The sequence below is a fragment of the Scytonema hofmannii PCC 7110 genome, from assembly GCF_000346485.2.
Taxonomy (GTDB): Bacteria; Cyanobacteriota; Cyanobacteriia; order Cyanobacteriales; family Nostocaceae; genus Scytonema; species Scytonema hofmannii.
In genome coordinates, this window is record NZ_KQ976354.1 from 10,296,560 (window position 1) to 10,312,850 (window position 16,291).

The following is a 16,291-nucleotide window of genomic DNA, read 5'->3' on the forward strand; positions in this document are numbered from 1 at the left end:
TTTCGACCATTCAAAACCGATAGTTTATGATTCGTATTTTTGCATTTCCATTGTTCTGAGATTCTTGAATTCTATAAATGTTAATATAAATGTTATTAACAAAAATAAAATGTCTGCAAAAGTCATTCCATAATATATACCCTTCACACCCCAGATTTTGGCAAAGATTAGCACTAGCGGCACATTGAAAACTATACTCCTTAATAAAATCACTATTAATACAATTTTCCCTTTACCTATAGATTGAAATAGAGTATTACCAAAGAATGCTAAAGGCCATGCAGGTGTTAATATACTGAGAATTCTAAAATTTAGAACATCACTATTTGTAAAGTTCACATCCGGCAGAAGTAACCATAAAAATATTTTTGGAGATAATTGTAGAGGTATCCATATTAATATTAACAAAAGAGTGGCAATGATTGCAAAAGTTAAGTAGGCTTTCTTAAGTCTGTCATAATTTCTGGCTCCATAATTCATACCGATTATAGGTTGTAATGCTTGTGCAAAGCCACTCACGGGAATCAATACAAATGAAGCTACTTTCCCCGTTGCTCCAAAGAAAGCAATATCACTATTTGTTCCATAATGAGAGATTGATTTAAAAATCACAAAACTTTGAACCAATCCCATAACTGGATAAAGTAGCGCTGATACTCCTACTGATAAAATGTCAGGCAGTAAATCTATTGCTAGAATAAACTTTTTGGTATTAACAAGGGTGTAACTTTTCCCATAAATAAAATAAGTTAAGTTGACAATACTATAAACAATCATCGCAATAACTGTAGCGATGGCAATTCCATGAATACCCCAATGAAAGATACTGATAAATATAAAATTGAAGAAGATGTTAACTATGACAAAAATCCAGTCAAATACGGTTGCTAATCTGATTTTGCCTTCTGATTTGATGATTTGGCAAGAAGCTACGGCTAGGATCAAAAATACTGAACCTAGTATATAAGTTTTAAAATATTCAGTGCCAGCAGAGGCAACTTCACCACTTCCTCCCATGAATACAATTAATTCTTCACCACAACTGTATCCAAAAATTGTGATAACAAAGGAGATCGCAACACTCATTACCGTTAAGTTGCCAAATATTTTGGACTGAGTTTTGATATCTCCAGAACCAATGGCTCGACTGAGAACAGAAGCAGAACCTACCCCAACTAAGAGAGCAAATCCATTTACTATAGCTGTAAGCGGCAGCGCAAGTGAGATACCTGCGAGAGCAGTTTCACCAATGAATCGCCCTGCAAATAAAGCATCCAGAAAAGTGTTCAAACTAAGCATCAGTATTCCCAAAGTACTAGGAATAGATAACTTGAACATCAGTTTAACGAGATTGCCTTGGAGGATTTCATTCGTGACTTGAGATTGTTTTTGTGAAGTCATTATTTAAGTTCTCGGCTTGTTGCTGTTTACTCAACCTTGACTAATCGGCTAACACAATACTGCTTCACTGCTGTTAACTCCATCTCTTTTGCTGAGTTCAGGGCACTGATCACCTCACCACAGACTTCAACTCTGGCTTTATAGGCACCTGATGCACTGCCATCGGTCGCAGCATAATCAATACGTACTTCCACCCAATCAGCATCCTGTCCTTGAGCAACTTCTTCAATAGCAAGCACTTTGCCAGCTTTCAAGTAGTTGAGCCAAGTCCAACCCAACTGCATCCAGATTTCGCGTTCAGCAATTTGCTCCAATTTGGATAGACCCGCCCATCCTCGGTAGAATTGACGCAACCCTAAAACTGAATCATCTCTGTTTACGAGTAAATTAAGAACTTCTGGTTCTAAATGTCCCCACACGTGTCCTTGGGGTAAATCAACTAGGGTAGGGGCAAACTGATGACCGCCAAAGTGATTCGTTTGCCACACTCTTAACTTTCCATTAGAGGCAGGAGCATATTCCTTGCGTAACCGACGATATATAGGAGTTCCAAATCTGCCACAGGCAAGGTCAACTTGAGCATGGGTACAAACCATGAGTTCGCGGATGTGGCTGGTTTGTTGTTGGTACTGCTGAAACTTTAATAAATCATTGGGCTGTTGCATTAACTGCTTGAGTATTGCTGTTACTAAAGCAGTTGCTTCCTCCTCTGGAACAACAAACTCTTGCTTCTCGAACTCAGAAAACATCTCGGCAGGACGATAGTAGTGCAGCATGCGGGTTGACCCTGGATGAGAGTACTCACGGTCAGGAGCAATCAACATTGGTCTCAGCTTGACCCCATGCTTGACTATTAACTCTTGGAACAAACCTATCAATGGCTTGATGATTGGATTTTCCTGAAAGAGTTCTTGCGACCAGGGTTGTTTGAACTCCATAATTAACCAATGGTCACAAGTGCCTGCTGTACCAATTGGGTCTTCTCCGTTTGCTTTGGAAACCAACGAGCAAAAACGACAATCTGTTATAGGAAGTTGATAGGTTTGTTGAGTTTGCATATTTACTATCTCTGGCTCAATCTAATTTTTAATCCAATCCCAACCTTTTTCGTAAATTATCAAAATAAAAAGTGTCATAAAAATACTGGTGTGGAAGTAACCTTTTATATATGGCAGAAAGCTTAAGCCGCCATGCTGATTCCGTGACGAAATATTGCCTTTTAGGTTTGCGAGCTTCCAAAGCCTCCAAAATCGCATCTATTATTTTTTCAGGTGGTAAACCTTTGCTACGATTTGCCTCTACTGCTCGTTGCATACATATTCTGTAATTCTTGCCATATATAGCTTTAGCTTCGGGTGACATATTGGCTAATGTTTTCTGGTAGTTTATTTCTACTTTGTCAGCCTGTTCTGGGGTCACTATTCCCCCTGGTAAGATAGAAAGAACCTCAATTCCGCTAGAACGTAATTCCATCCGTAAAGAATCTGTAATTGCTTCAAGCGCAAATTTTGAAGCAGATAAAAGTCCTCTATACGGTAGAGCTAATCTGCCGCAAATCGCACTGATATTGATGATTCGACCTTTTGCTTTTCGTAGCATTGGTAAGAATGCTTGTGTGACTGCAATTTGACCGATAACATTTACTTCAAAATTCCATCTGACGTCATCTATCGCTACACACTCTAATGGTCCATCTACTGCTGCAACTGCGTTATTAATTAATGCGAATAATCCTTCATCGCCGAGCGCCAGTGAGACAAATTCTGCGGCGGATTTAATTTGTTCCGCTTTTGTGATGTCCATGATAATGGGTGTTAAATCACCTGATGCAGCCTGTTTTAGCGACTCAGCATCTTTCTCTGTGCGGACTCCAGCAAAAACGCGATACCCTTGCTTAGTAAGCTCGAGCGCGGTTGCTCGACCAAGACCTGTGGATGTTCCTGTAATCACCACAGCACCCTTTGTACTCTGAACCATATCTGTTACCTCTATGATGAATAGATATTGAACCGAAAAAGGACAAATTCAGAAATATGGCATTATGTCAACTAAACAAAAACCAACTCCAGTGGCTAAACTGAACCAACAACTGATGGTTGCAACCGTCCTTGATGCTGACGCCGACCATGCATGACCATCTTCACGCCACTGGCTGGGTGACATTGGTCACTAAACATCTTTGGTCGCTCTGGTCGCTTATTAACCAACGCTAATTGATAGCGTAAAAGAATTGTTGCTAACACAAGCTTCATTTGAAACTGACCAAAAGTCCCTGCTATACAACTACGAGCACCGCCGCCGAAGGGCAGAAATTCGTAGGGAGAGAATTGCTTTTCCAGAAAGCGCTCTGGCTTAAATTGTTTTGGATCGGGGTACAAATCTTCACGTTGATGGGTCAGATAAATATTACCAATTAGCACTGTACCCGGACTCAACTCATAGCCCATCACCTTAACTGGTAACTCTACCAACCTCGGTATCATGAATACCGCACTTGGGTAAATTCGTAAAACTTCGTTACAAACAGCACTAAGGTAGGGTAATGCAACAATGCTCATCGGGTCTGGGTCTTTACCAAGGCTATCGAGTTCCTCAAGCAGTCGCTTGCGAATACCAGGTAAACGGTGAATCCAGTACAAAGACCACGCGATCGAATGTGCTGCACCATCCCTAGTTGCTAATATGGGCAGTACTAGGAGGTCGCGCACCTCTTCATCGCTTAATGCTTTACCTGTTTCATCACAAGCAAATATGAGATCGGAGAGCATATCAGTGTGTGAGGGATTTGCTTGCTGGCGGCGTTCTTGGACTTCATTGTACAGAAGTTGAAAAATTTCGTTCCGCAGATGATTACGGTATCCCCACGGACTCCACCGACCTAAATCCCGTTGCCCAAACGGGAGTTGTGAGGTCATACGAACCAAGGGAGATAGGTCATGTTTAACGAAAGACGTAAATAGATGCTTGATTTTTTCATAGCCCTCTCCCTCTCGCAATCCCATCACAAGCTCTATACCCACTTGTAAGGTAATTTCTAGCACGGTATCATAGGCGATGAAAGTTTTTCCGATTGCCTGTTGACTCATAATTTTTTCTGTGTTTACACAGATACGTTGTCCACAGGCATACATCCGCTCTCCGTGATAAGCTTTCATTAAGAGCTTGCGACGATGTTTGTGACGTAAGCCATCAAGTTGAAGGATTCCTTGGTTTCCTGTAGTAAAGGCGGAACGCTGGTTCAATGCACCAGAAGCTGTAATTTCTTTGTCATTGGTGAAAATCTGCTTGATTCCTGAGGGATTGCCAACGTGCACTGTTGGTGTAGAACCAGACATTATGGTGACGATGTCGCCAAAGCGTTTGCAAATAGCATCCATATAACCAAAGGGGTCAGCCTGGAATTGCTGATTGAGCAACCAACTAGGTGTTTTCGGTCCTGGGGGTAGTGTCATCAGTCTTATTTACTCCCATTTTAAATACTATACTGCACCGAACATTTATTGATATGAATTCTTAACATAGTGCCTTTTTATTCTTAACCATATCTGTTACCTCCACATAAGTATTTAGCCAAAGTAAGAATAAGTTGAGAATGACATATGTCAACTTAACAAAAACCAACTCTAGCACTTAAACTGAACTACTCCCTTCGGTGCCCGATTACCTATTTAAAAAACCCTTCTAGGCGCAGAGAACACAGAGATAAGAGTTAGAGAAATAATGGTAATTTTAGACCGGGAAAGAAGTAACAATGCATGGCTGCCACTGTCCTTGATGCTGACGCCGACCATGCATGAGCATCTTCACGCCGTTAGCTGGGTAACAAATTAAACCTCCAAACTTTGGTTTCTCTGGTCGCTGGTCAACCAGTGCTAATTGATAGCGCGAAAGAATCGTCGCCAATACAAGCTTCATTTCAAACAAAGCAAAAGTTCCTCCGATACAAACACGAGCACCGCCCCCAAAGGGCAGAAATTCATAGGGAGAGAATTGCTTTTCTAGAAAGCGCTCTGGCTGAAATTGCTTCGGTTGTGGATATAAATCCTCGCGCTGATGCGTCGAATAAATATTACCAATGAGTACTGTACCCGGACTCAACTCATAGCCCATAACCTCAACTGGTGATTCTACCAACCTTGGAAATGTAAATAACTGAGTTGGGTAAATTCGTAAAGCTTCGTTACAAACTGCATTGAGGTAGGGTAATGCAACAATACTCATGGGATCTAGGTTTTCACGCAGGCTATCGAGTTCTGCAACCAGTCGCTCGCGAACTACAGGCAAACGGTGGATCCAGTAGAGTGACCAGGCGATCGCAGTTGCTGAAGCATCTTGAGCTGCGAATATCGGCGATAATAGAAGGTCTCGCACCTCTTCATCACTTAATGCTTCACCTGTTTCATCACAAGCAAATATGAGATCGGAGAGGATGTCAGTGCGTGAGGGTTCCGCTTGTTTGCGACGTTCTTGGACTTCAGTGTACAGCAAATTGAAAAGTTCTTGCCGGAGTTGATGTAGGTATCCCTGCGGACTCCATCGACCTAAATCCCGTCTTCCAAAGGGAAGCCCCCTAAGAATTTTGACTATAGGAATTTGTGCGGTTTTAATTATAGAAGCAAATAGATGCTTGATTTTGTCATAGCGCTCTCCCTCATGTAAGCCCAAGACAACCTCTATACCCACTCGCAAGGTGATATCTTCGATGGTAGAGTAGGCAATGAAAGGTTTCCCAATTACCTGTTGACTCATGATTTTTTCTGTGCGTTCGCAAATACGTTGCCCGCAGGCGTGCATCCGCTCTCCATGAAAAGCCTGCATTAAGAGCTTGCGCCGATGTTTGTGACGTAAGCCATCAAGTTGAAGGACTCCTTGGTTTCCTGTCATCAAGGCAAAATTGCGATTCAATGCGCCCCTAGCTGTAATTTCTTTGGTGTTGGTGAAAATCTGTTTTATCCCTGAGGGATTGCTGACATACACTATTGGTGTAGAATCAGACACTAAGGTGACGATGTCACCATAGTGTTTGGAGATAGCATCCATATAGCCAAAAGGGTCAGCCTGAAATTGCTGGTTCAGCAGCCAGGTGGGGGTTTTCGGTCCTGCGGGTAGTGTCATCAGTCTTTTTTACTCCCGTTCCCTATACTACTCTCATAAGAACATTATCAATAGAAATTCTCAACTGTTTGGCTAATTCCTGAATATGAGGTTCGACGAAAATTGAGAAATGATCGCCTGGAACTTCAATAACCTGAATAGGTTGACTAGAACATTTACCCCACCCTAGTAGGGGGTTATCAGTATAAAATTCTGGACTTTCAAAGTCATGAATAATCTCCTCCTTTGCTCGGAACAGAGTCATGGAGTGAGGATAAACCTGGGGAACATAATCTCGCATGGCTTGGACATGAGCTTTGAAAAGTTTGTAATAGCGGAGAAAATCTTTAATCTCTGTATCGCTAAAGATGAAGTTGGCTTTTTTATTCACTAAATGAAATTGCTCATCCACTGGTAAATCTCGAAGTTCCTCAAAAGGAACGGAAAAGTTTATATTACTATTAGTTTTGATTGATTCAGCCATGCGGAGTAAGAATTTTGCATCGTCATCGTCTGTCGGTTTAATAGCAGTTTCTGGTAATATAGCATCGATAACAACTAACAAACCTACTGTTTCACCCTGCCTTTGCAATTGTTGCGCCATTTCAAAGGCAAGCACACCGCCGTAACAAAAACCTCCTAAAAGATAAGGACCAATCGGTTGTACCTGACGTATTTCTTGGAGGTAGCGAGCTGCTGTTTCCTCCACTGAAATTATTTCCGGTTCCTCTTGGTCAGGGTTATGTTGCAAGGCATAAAATGGATAGTCCTCACCAAGTCTTCTGGACAAGTTAAAGTAGTGACGAACACCTCCACCCGCGCCATGCATACAAAAGAAAGGAATCTTGGAACCATTCGACTGAATTGCTACCAGAGGAGAATTGGATGTCTCACGCACTGGCTGACTGACAATGGTCGCTAGTTTTTCAATCGTCGGGTTTTCAAAAAGAGTAGACAGGGGAAGATTGTACCCGAATCGGTCGTAAATTTGAGCCATCAAGCGTACAGCTAAAAATGAGTGACCGCCCAACCCAAAGAAGTTATCTGATACCCCAATCGGGCTAGTATTCAGAAGATTTTCCCAAATTTTCACCAAAGCCAATTCCGTAAAATTCCGGGGAGCAACCAAGGCTTGAGTGGCGTTTGGTCGGATAACGTCGTCAATGGGAAGCGATCGCTTGTCTACTTTGCCATTGGGTGTAAGGGGTATTGCATCTAATACTACGAAAGCAGACGGTAGCATATAGTTCGGCAGCTTTTGTTGCAAGTGGGGCAAGAGTTGCGCCACTATATCTTGCTTAGGAGTCACTACATATGCAATCAAATGGCGATCTCCTTCATCATCTCGGGCAATAACGACAGATTCTTTCACGTCTGGATGTTGTGCGATCGCGGCTGCAATTTCTCCTAGCTCCACCCGGAAGCCACGGATTTTGACTTGGTCATCACGGCGACCTAAATACTCAAGGTTACCATCAATGAGATAACGCACCAAATCACCAGTTTTATAAAGTTTGGTTCCTGGGACAAAGGGGTTATCAATAAACCGTTCCTGAGTTAATTCGGGACGATGCAAATATCCCCTTGCCAATCCATCACCACCAACATAAAGTTCACCAACAACTCCTACAGGCGTTGGTTGCAAATGGCGATTCAAGACATAGACCTGAGTATTGTCGATGGGACGACCAATAGGAACGCTAATTAGTTTATCTGGCAATAAACTAGTGTCATAGTGAGTAACGTTGGCAGAAACTTCCGATGAGCCGTAAAGGTTGATCAGTTTTGCTCCTGGCATCAATTGGAGGAAAGTTTGAGTTAAGCTGACAGACAGTGCTTCACCGCTCGTTATCCAAAGTTTTAGATGCGATAAATTCTTGGTAAGATAACTGTAGCTATCCAAGAGTAAGCGCAGCAGTGAGGGAACAAGTATAATACGTGTAACTTTGTGCTTTGCCAGAGTTTCTATGAACAATTGTGGGTCTTTGACAATGGTATCGGGAATAATGACAGTGGGAATGCCTTGAAGTAAGGGTGCAAAAATCTCCCATACTGAGTCTACAAAGCTAATGGCTGTTTTCTGGCAACAAACCTCGTTTTGTATGAAGGGATAGGTTTTCCACAGCCAGTGCAAGCCATTGACTGTACCGCGATGAGTCCCAAGCACGCCTTTAGGTGTTCCAGTTGAGCCAGAAGTGTAGATAACATAGGCGAGATTATCGGCTTTTGACGGACTAATGGGGTTTTCTTGACTTTCTTGCTTGATAATTTCCCATTCACCGTCTAAGGAGATGACCGTTACTTGTCCTACCCTACGGGAAGCCGCCCTTTGGGCGTCTATGTCAAAAGTCATTTGTCTAAAGTTATTAACCAATGATTTTTGACTAATGACCAATGACACTTGAGAATCGGAGAGCATAAAGCTCAAACGCTCAACTGGATAACTTGGGTCAAGGGGAATATAAGCACCACCTGCTTTGAGGACAGCTAAAATTCCCACGACCATTTCTACTGAACGTTCCAGAGAAATGGCGACAAGAGTTCCTTTTGTTACACCCTGTTTTTGTAAATAATGGGCAAGTTGATTAACCCTCTGGTTGAGTTGACGGTAAGTCAGTTGTTCTGTTTGGCTAATTAACGCTAATGCATCATGAGATTGCTCGACTTGCTGCTCAAATAATTGATGGAGAGACGCATCTTGGGAATAATTTGCCCTTGTCTGATTCCACTCGACTAACAGTTGCTCTCGCTCGGGAGTAGTTAGTGGTGACAATTCACAGATGCGCTGCTCGGGACTAGCAACAATGCTTTCCAATAAGGATTGGAAATGAATAATGAATCGGTTTATTGTTGCTGAGTCAAACAAATCCGTATTGTACTCCAAACACCCGGTTAATCCCTGTTGGGATTCGGACATTGACAGGAAAATGTCCAACTGTGCTGTACCGCTATCGAACTGCAAAGTACGCAAGGTTAAACCAGATACTTCCTGTACGGACATTGGGGTATTTTGCAGGACAAACATAACTTCATACAGCGGATTCCGGCTTAAGTCTCGCTCGGGTTGCAATTCTGCTACGAGCTTCTCAAAAGGCAAATCCTGATGTGCATAAGCATCAAGAGTCACCTCACGCACTTGATGTAGTAGTTTGCGAAAGCTGGGATTACCATTAAGATTATTACGCAACACTAAAGTATTTACAAACAAACCCAGCATCCCTTCTAGTTCAGCTCGGTTCCGGTTTGCAATTGGAGAACCAATGAGGATGTCTTCTTGGTCAGTGTAGTGATATAGTAACGTATTAAATGCTGCCAGCAGAGTCATAAATAAAGTGGTGTCTTCTCGCTGGCTCAATTGATTCAGTGCATCTGTTAAGGTTTTGGAGAACGTAAAGTATTGCTTAGCACCAGTAAAAGTGGCAACGGTAGGTCGCGCACGGTCTGTGGGTAACTGTAGGACGGGTAATTCACTGGTGAGTTGTTGCTTCCAGTAATTGAGTTGGTTTGCCAAGACTTCACCTTGCAAGCGATCGCGCTGCCAAACTGCGAAATCTGCGTACTGAATGGGAAGTTCAGGTAAGGGAGAAGGCTGATTTGTGGAGAACGCTGCATACAGCGTTGTTAACTCCCGCAAGAACACACCAATAGACCATCCATCTGTAATAATGTGGTGCATGGTCAAGAGGAAAACGTGTTCTTCTTCACCCAAGCGCAGTAAAGTCGCTCTGACTAGAGGTCCTTTCGCTAAATGGAAAGGTTGCTTTGCCTCTTGGGCTGCAAGTTGTTTAACCTCTGGTTCCCAATCTCTACCAGACAAATGATCGAGGTTGATAATAGGTAGATCCCAGGTTAATTGGGATACAATCTGCTGCACTGGCTCTCCATTTACAAGCACAAAAGCTGTGCGCCAAACTTCATGACGCTTCAGGATTTCATTGAGACTTTGCTGGAGTGCTCTCATATTGAGCGCTCCCTTTAAATGAAAGACACTAGGAATATTGTAAAAATAACTTCCGTGGTAAAGTTTGTCAATAAACCACAGCCTTTGTTGAGAGAAAGACAAGGGAATATTGTTATAAACTTGACGTTTGGTAATAGTCTCAACTTTAAATTTGCCTTCCTTCCATTTTTCCAAGAGGGCTTTTTTGGTAGGTGATAAATTAGAGTATTGTTTATCCATCACAGAAACTCTACGATTAGTAAGATTTTTTAAAAATTATTTTCGACAAATAAAGCAAGCCAAGCCGTGTTTCTCGTCACTTCCAAAATCTTTGAGATTGTAGTGAGTAATTTCTGTGAATCCTACATTTTCTAAAGACGACTTAACTTCTGCTAAAAAGTAATCTTTCCTCAGCCAAGTTGTGTCTGAACGCTTCCAGAGTCCCTCTATCAATTCAAACCCGGTAACTTTAATTTCCCATATTCTTTCTTCCGGTTTATAGTAGAATATTTCAAGCAAAGCACACTCGTCATTAACATTGACATGATTAAAAGTTTGCGGAGCCACCTCATGTAGCAAATCTGCCAACGGCATCGTGAATACGAAGAGACCATTTTCCTTTAATGCTACATATACGTTTTTGAAGACGAGTTTTAATTCTTCAAGGTTTATAATGAAGAGTAAAACTTCGGTTGAAAAAACTGCATCAAAGGTAGGTGGCAGATCAAATTTACGTATATCACCAAGAATAAATTCACTATCAGGTGAGTTTTTTCGGGCATAGTGCAACAGTTTTTCAGAAGCATCAAGCCCAGTCATTTGATATCCTTTTATTTGAAGCTGTTTTAATAACCTTGCTGAACCGCACCCAAGATCAAGAATTCGCGATCCCTTGGGGAGATGGCGTAACATTATTTGCTCTAAAACAGGTATGACATATTCTACTATATCTTTATCTGAATAACCCTTAAGTTCGTTCTGCATCCGGGCAAAGGTCTCGTAATTTGGAACAGGACTGGTAAAAGACATAAACTGTTTTTCCTTTTTTATAAGTAAAGGGTTCAAAACAAGCAAGTTTCACTGTTAACTGTCATTTATCTTTTGTTATTTGTCTAAATATCTACACAAATGACTAATGACAAAGGATGATTCAACAATCTGCATGATGAGTCAAAAGAACTTCTGCTTCCTCTTCAGATAATTCTTCAATTTTTTCTAACAGAAGTCGCTCAATCATTTCTGCCTGTTTGCTCGGTACCATTGCTTCTAGTAAAAGCTCGCGCAGTGGTAATTCTACCGGGTACTTTGTTTGCAAATGAGAAACTAGTCGAGTTGCAATGAGGGAGTCTCCTCCCAACTCATAGAAGTTGTCATAAATACCAACTTGTGCAATCCCAAGTACTTCTTGCCAGACTTCGGCGATTTGTTTTTCTAACTCGTTAGTTGGAGCAACATAACAATGACTAAGATGAGGTCTGGAATAGCGTGAAGATGGCTCTACTTGACTAGAGGATTTTGAATCTAGTAACGAGGCAAGTTTGAATGTGCGTTCGCTTCTTGCTTTGAGATCTACTGTGGAAACAATAACTTGATTTCCCTCTCCTAAAGAGAAGAGCCGTTTAAATACTTCTATGCTTTCTGTTTCGTTAATGGCTAATTCCACCCCAGATACCTGTTCAAGAGTTTTTTGTTCTTGGGTTTTATTTAGTTGCACTTTATCCCAATTTATGAGAGTCCACGGCAAAGACTTAGTTTGATTATGTCTCTGAGTAAAGGTATCTATTAACTGGTTAACTCCTGAGTATAAAGATAACCCAAATCCTCCTAAAATGGAAGATAAAGAAGAAAAAATGATACAAAAATCTAACTTTCGACTCTGTAATACTTGTTCTAATATAGCGATTTTCTTATTTTGAGAGTCTAGTAGTTTTTCTAACTCTGTATTCCCAATTTCTGGTATCGAGCAAAATATATGTTCGCGGGTTATTCCAGTTGAATAGATAACCCCATCAATTGAACCAATATTCTCAGGTGCAAGGCACTGGTACATTTGTTGATAGTTAGTTGCATCTGCACGCACCACCAAAATGTCTGCACCCAACTCAGCTAATGCGTGCAGTTTTTGGATTTTGCGACTCATATCCTCTTCTTGCGTGTGAGTTTCAAGCCATTGTGAATAATCATCTTTTTCTGGAAAAGCAAAATCCTCGATAAATATCAGTTTTGCTTGTAAAGTTTTTGCTAAGTATTCTGCAAGTACAACTCCAAGACTTTCTAATCCACCAGGAAACAGGTATACACCCTGTTTTCTCAATGGTGTTTTTTCTTCAACTACTGACTTTAAGTGAACTGGTTCAAACGTTTGTACCCAACGGTAGCGATCGCGATAAGCAACAACCAAGTCAGACGACAAAGTCGTAAACTCACTAATGATTTGGTCTACGATTTGACTCTCACAATCTCCCCTTCCTTCCTCCATGGTTCGTGCGCCTCTGCGGTTCGTTAAACCAAAATCAATACTCCGACAAGTAATATTCGGATACTCTTGAGGAATAACCTTACATAAACCTAACACCATTGCTTTTTCTAGGTCAAGAGTTTCATTGCCACTGACTTCTTGGATGTTGTTCGATACAACCCAGATTTGCAAGCGATTGCCAATTTTGAACTTACCAAGAGACTGCGTTAAAAACAGCAAACTGTTAAATTCTAGATACTTACCTAGTTGACGAGTCTCAACATTATTCAGACTCCATAAATGAGCAATATTTTGGGGAGTCTTACTTAATGCAATCAGTTCTTGGAACAATGCATCATAGTCATCACGATTTTGGGGATTAATAGCATAAATTCCCTCACTCAATTTAGTAAACTGCTCTCCCACCTTCACCAAAATCACATTTTTGCTATTCTGTTGGAGTTTATTAACTAACTGAGAACCTACCCCACACTCATCAACAAACAACAACCATTGTTCTTGTACAGATTCGTTTTTATAAGGGGAGAATGAATGAGGGAGCAAAGAACGTTTCCATGAAGGAATATAAAACCAGTCGGCAATGTCTTGTCTTTTGTTTAATGTAACTGACTTGCTACTTGAAGAAGATGAGGATTTAGCATCAATCCAGTATCTTTGTCGCTCAAAGGGGTAAGTGGGCAAAGGCAGACGACGGCGTTGCTCGTGGGTATAGAATCCCGACCAATTTATTTCTACACCAGATAACCACAGCCGACCTAATGTCTGTAACAACCAAGCAACATCCGATTGTTGTTCTTTGGCATGGCGTAAAGAAGTCAGCACAATTTGTTGTGCTTCTGGCTTTAAATGCTGTGTTGTTAATGTACTTAATGTTCGCCCCGGACCCAACTCCAGGAAAACACCTTCAAACTGTTGTAACAGTTGAGTTATCCCAGAGGAAAATTTCACTGTTTGCCGCAGATGTTGACTCCAGTAGTGAGGATTTGTGGCTTGTTCATCTGTAATCCAACTCCCAGTAACATTGGAAATGAAGCGAATCTGAGGCGGGTTGAGCTTCACTTTTTTCACAGCTTGCACAAATGGTTCTAAGATGGGTTCCATCATTACAGAATGAAACGCATGAGACGTGTGTAAAAGCCGACATTCAATTCCAAATGAGGATAATTGGTTTTGGAGTGTGGCGATCGCATCGGTTGAACCGGAAACTACGCATGAGAATGGACTGTTGATTGCTGCTATTTGTACAGACGTTCCAGGGTTTTGTAGAGACCTGTCATGCTTAGTCTCTACATCTAATAGGGATTGCACGTCTTTTTCTGGAAGTGGAACAGCAAGCATACTCCCTGTGGGCAACTGTTGCATCAGTTGTCCCCTTGTTGCCACAACCGCCAAGGCATCTTCTAGGGAGAACACGCCTGCAATTGTTGCCGCGACGTATTCCCCGATGCTGTGACCAATCATTGCCTCTGGACGCACTCCCCATTCCATCCATAATTGGGCCAGGGCGTACTCAATAATAAACAGTGCTGGTTGGGTAATTGCCGTCTGCTGTAGAGACGCGAGATCTCTCGTCTCTACATCGATGTGTTGTGCGTGTGGATAAAGTATATGACGGATATCGAGACCGAGGTGGGGTTGGAGAATTGCAGCACAGATATCCACATATTTGCGAAATGTGGGTTCGACCTCGTATAGTTCCCGCCCCATATTTACATATTGCGCCCCTTGTCCTGAAAACATGAAAATGACGGGCTGTTCTCTATGCTCTTGGTATGCAGTCAAAACCCGTTTGATCTCCTGCGTTTTTAGGGCGGTTACAGCATCTTTAATGTCCTGGCACACCAATATGCGGCGATGGTTAAAAGCTCTGCGACCTACTTGTAGGGTGTGAGCTACGTTTGCTAAGTTTATATCTGGATGCTGTTTTAAATACGCGACCAAATTTGCAGTTGCAGTTTCAAGTGCCGAACTAGTTTTGGCTGATAATAAAAGCAATTGCCAAGGGCGTGAATGACCAGACGCGCCATGGTTAGTCTTTACATCTGGGGCTTCTTCAAGAATGATATGGGCATTAGTGCCACCAAAGCCTAAGGAACTAACTCCAGCCCGACGGGGAATACCGTTAGCTTCCCACTCAGTAAGTTTAGTATTGACGTAGAAGGGGCTGTTAGGAAAATCTATCTGAGGATTGGGAATTTCAAAATTTAAGCTAGGGGGTATTTGCTTGTGTTTCAGTGCTAAGACAGCCTTGATCAGGCTTGCTACACCAGCTGCTGTATCTAAATGTCCGATATTTGGTTTTACTGAACCGATGGCGCAGAAGCCATTTCTTTGGGTAAAAGCACGAAAAGCCTTTGTTAGTGCAGCAACTTCGACTGGGTCACCAGTTGCTGTTCCAGTTCCATGAGTCTCTATATAAGAAATATCATCAGCATCTATTCCAGCATTTGCTAGAGCCTCTACGATCACCTCTGCCTGACCATCTACACTAGGTGCCGTATAACTAACTTTCAAGGAACCATCGTTGTTAATGGCTGAACCTTTGATAACTGCATGAATGTAGTCTCTATCTGCTATGGCATCTTTTAATCTTTTTAAGACGACAATTCCAAGCCCACTGCCGAAAATAGTACCTTGTGCTTTAGCATCAAAGGCACGACAGTGACCATCAGGAGACAAAATTCCACCTTCTTGATAGAAATAGCCTGACTTCTGTGGAACTTTAATTGCAACCCCCCCTGCTAAAGCAATATCGCACTCTTCATCTAGTAGACTTTTGCAAGCTAAGTGTACCGCAACTAATGAAGTAGAGCAGTAAGTCTGGATACCTACACTTGGTCCTTTCAGATTTAATTTGTATGAAATATTTGTAGTCAAAAAATCTTTATTAAGAGTATATTTATTTGAAAAATTTATCAAATTATAGTTTTGATAAACATTGTGCAAAAAGTAAGTGTTTGTGCTTGTACCAGCGTAAACCCCAATCAACCCTTCATAAGTTTCTGGATCGTATCCAGCGTTTTCAAGCGCTTCCCAGGCACACTCCATGAAGAGGCGGTTTTGGGGGTCCATCACTTCAGCTTCTCTGGGGCTAAAGCCAAAGAATCTAGCATCAAAACTCTCAATATCTTCTAGTACAGGTGCTGCTTTGACATAATTTGGGTCATTGAGAACACTCTCTTCAATATTTGAAACTACTAAATCTTGATTATCAAAAAATCCAATAGACTCAACTCCATTTTGGAGATTATCCCAAAATTCATCAATATTATTTGCACCAGGGAAACGACCAGATATTCCCACTAATGCTATGTCTAAATCTGCTGTTTCTTCAATTTTTGAATTGTCAGTTATCATGGTTTTACAAATTGCTATAA

At 41.6% G+C, this 16,291-nt stretch carries 8 protein-coding genes; all 8 read right to left on the reverse strand.

The features are described from left to right. Positions 1-24: 24 nt before the first annotated feature. The 8 genes from WA1_RS43525 to WA1_RS43560 all read right to left on the reverse strand — a co-directional run bounded on the left by WA1_RS43525 (position 25) and on the right by WA1_RS43560 (position 16,271). Positions 25-1,401, reverse strand: coding sequence for an MATE family efflux transporter (locus tag WA1_RS43525; protein WP_017744602.1), 1,377 nt, complete (start codon positions 1,399-1,401; stop codon positions 25-27). A 26-nt stretch (positions 1,402-1,427) separates the two neighbouring features. Beyond that, positions 1,428-2,459: a sucrase ferredoxin gene (locus WA1_RS43530; RefSeq protein WP_017744603.1), complete on the reverse strand. Its 1,032-nt coding sequence runs from the start codon at positions 2,457-2,459 to the stop codon at positions 1,428-1,430. Between the two features lie 28 nt (positions 2,460-2,487). Next, positions 2,488-3,378, reverse strand: coding sequence for an SDR family NAD(P)-dependent oxidoreductase (locus tag WA1_RS43535; RefSeq protein ID WP_017744604.1), 891 nt, complete (start codon positions 3,376-3,378; stop codon positions 2,488-2,490). Between the two features lie 95 nt (positions 3,379-3,473). Next, the gene (locus WA1_RS43540) at positions 3,474-4,853 is read right to left on the reverse strand and encodes a cytochrome P450 (protein ID WP_017744605.1); all 1,380 of its coding nucleotides are present in this window, start codon (positions 4,851-4,853) and stop codon (positions 3,474-3,476) included. Between the two features lie 277 nt (positions 4,854-5,130). Then, positions 5,131-6,516 carry a cytochrome P450 gene (locus WA1_RS43545; protein WP_017744606.1) on the reverse strand — a complete coding sequence of 462 codons (1,386 nt, stop codon included), beginning with the start codon at positions 6,514-6,516 and terminating at the stop codon, positions 5,131-5,133. A 22-nt stretch (positions 6,517-6,538) separates the two neighbouring features. After that, entirely contained in the window at positions 6,539-10,675 is a 4,137-nt protein-coding gene (locus tag WA1_RS43550) for a non-ribosomal peptide synthetase (protein ID WP_017744607.1), read from the reverse strand. A 36-nt stretch (positions 10,676-10,711) separates the two neighbouring features. Further along, complete coding sequence (locus tag WA1_RS43555) at positions 10,712-11,464, reverse strand: class I SAM-dependent DNA methyltransferase (protein WP_017744608.1); 753 nt, start codon at positions 11,462-11,464, stop codon at positions 10,712-10,714. A 121-nt stretch (positions 11,465-11,585) separates the two neighbouring features. After that, positions 11,586-16,271, reverse strand: coding sequence for a type I polyketide synthase (locus tag WA1_RS43560; RefSeq protein ID WP_066613252.1), 4,686 nt, complete (start codon positions 16,269-16,271; stop codon positions 11,586-11,588). Positions 16,272-16,291: the final 20 nt, after the last annotated feature.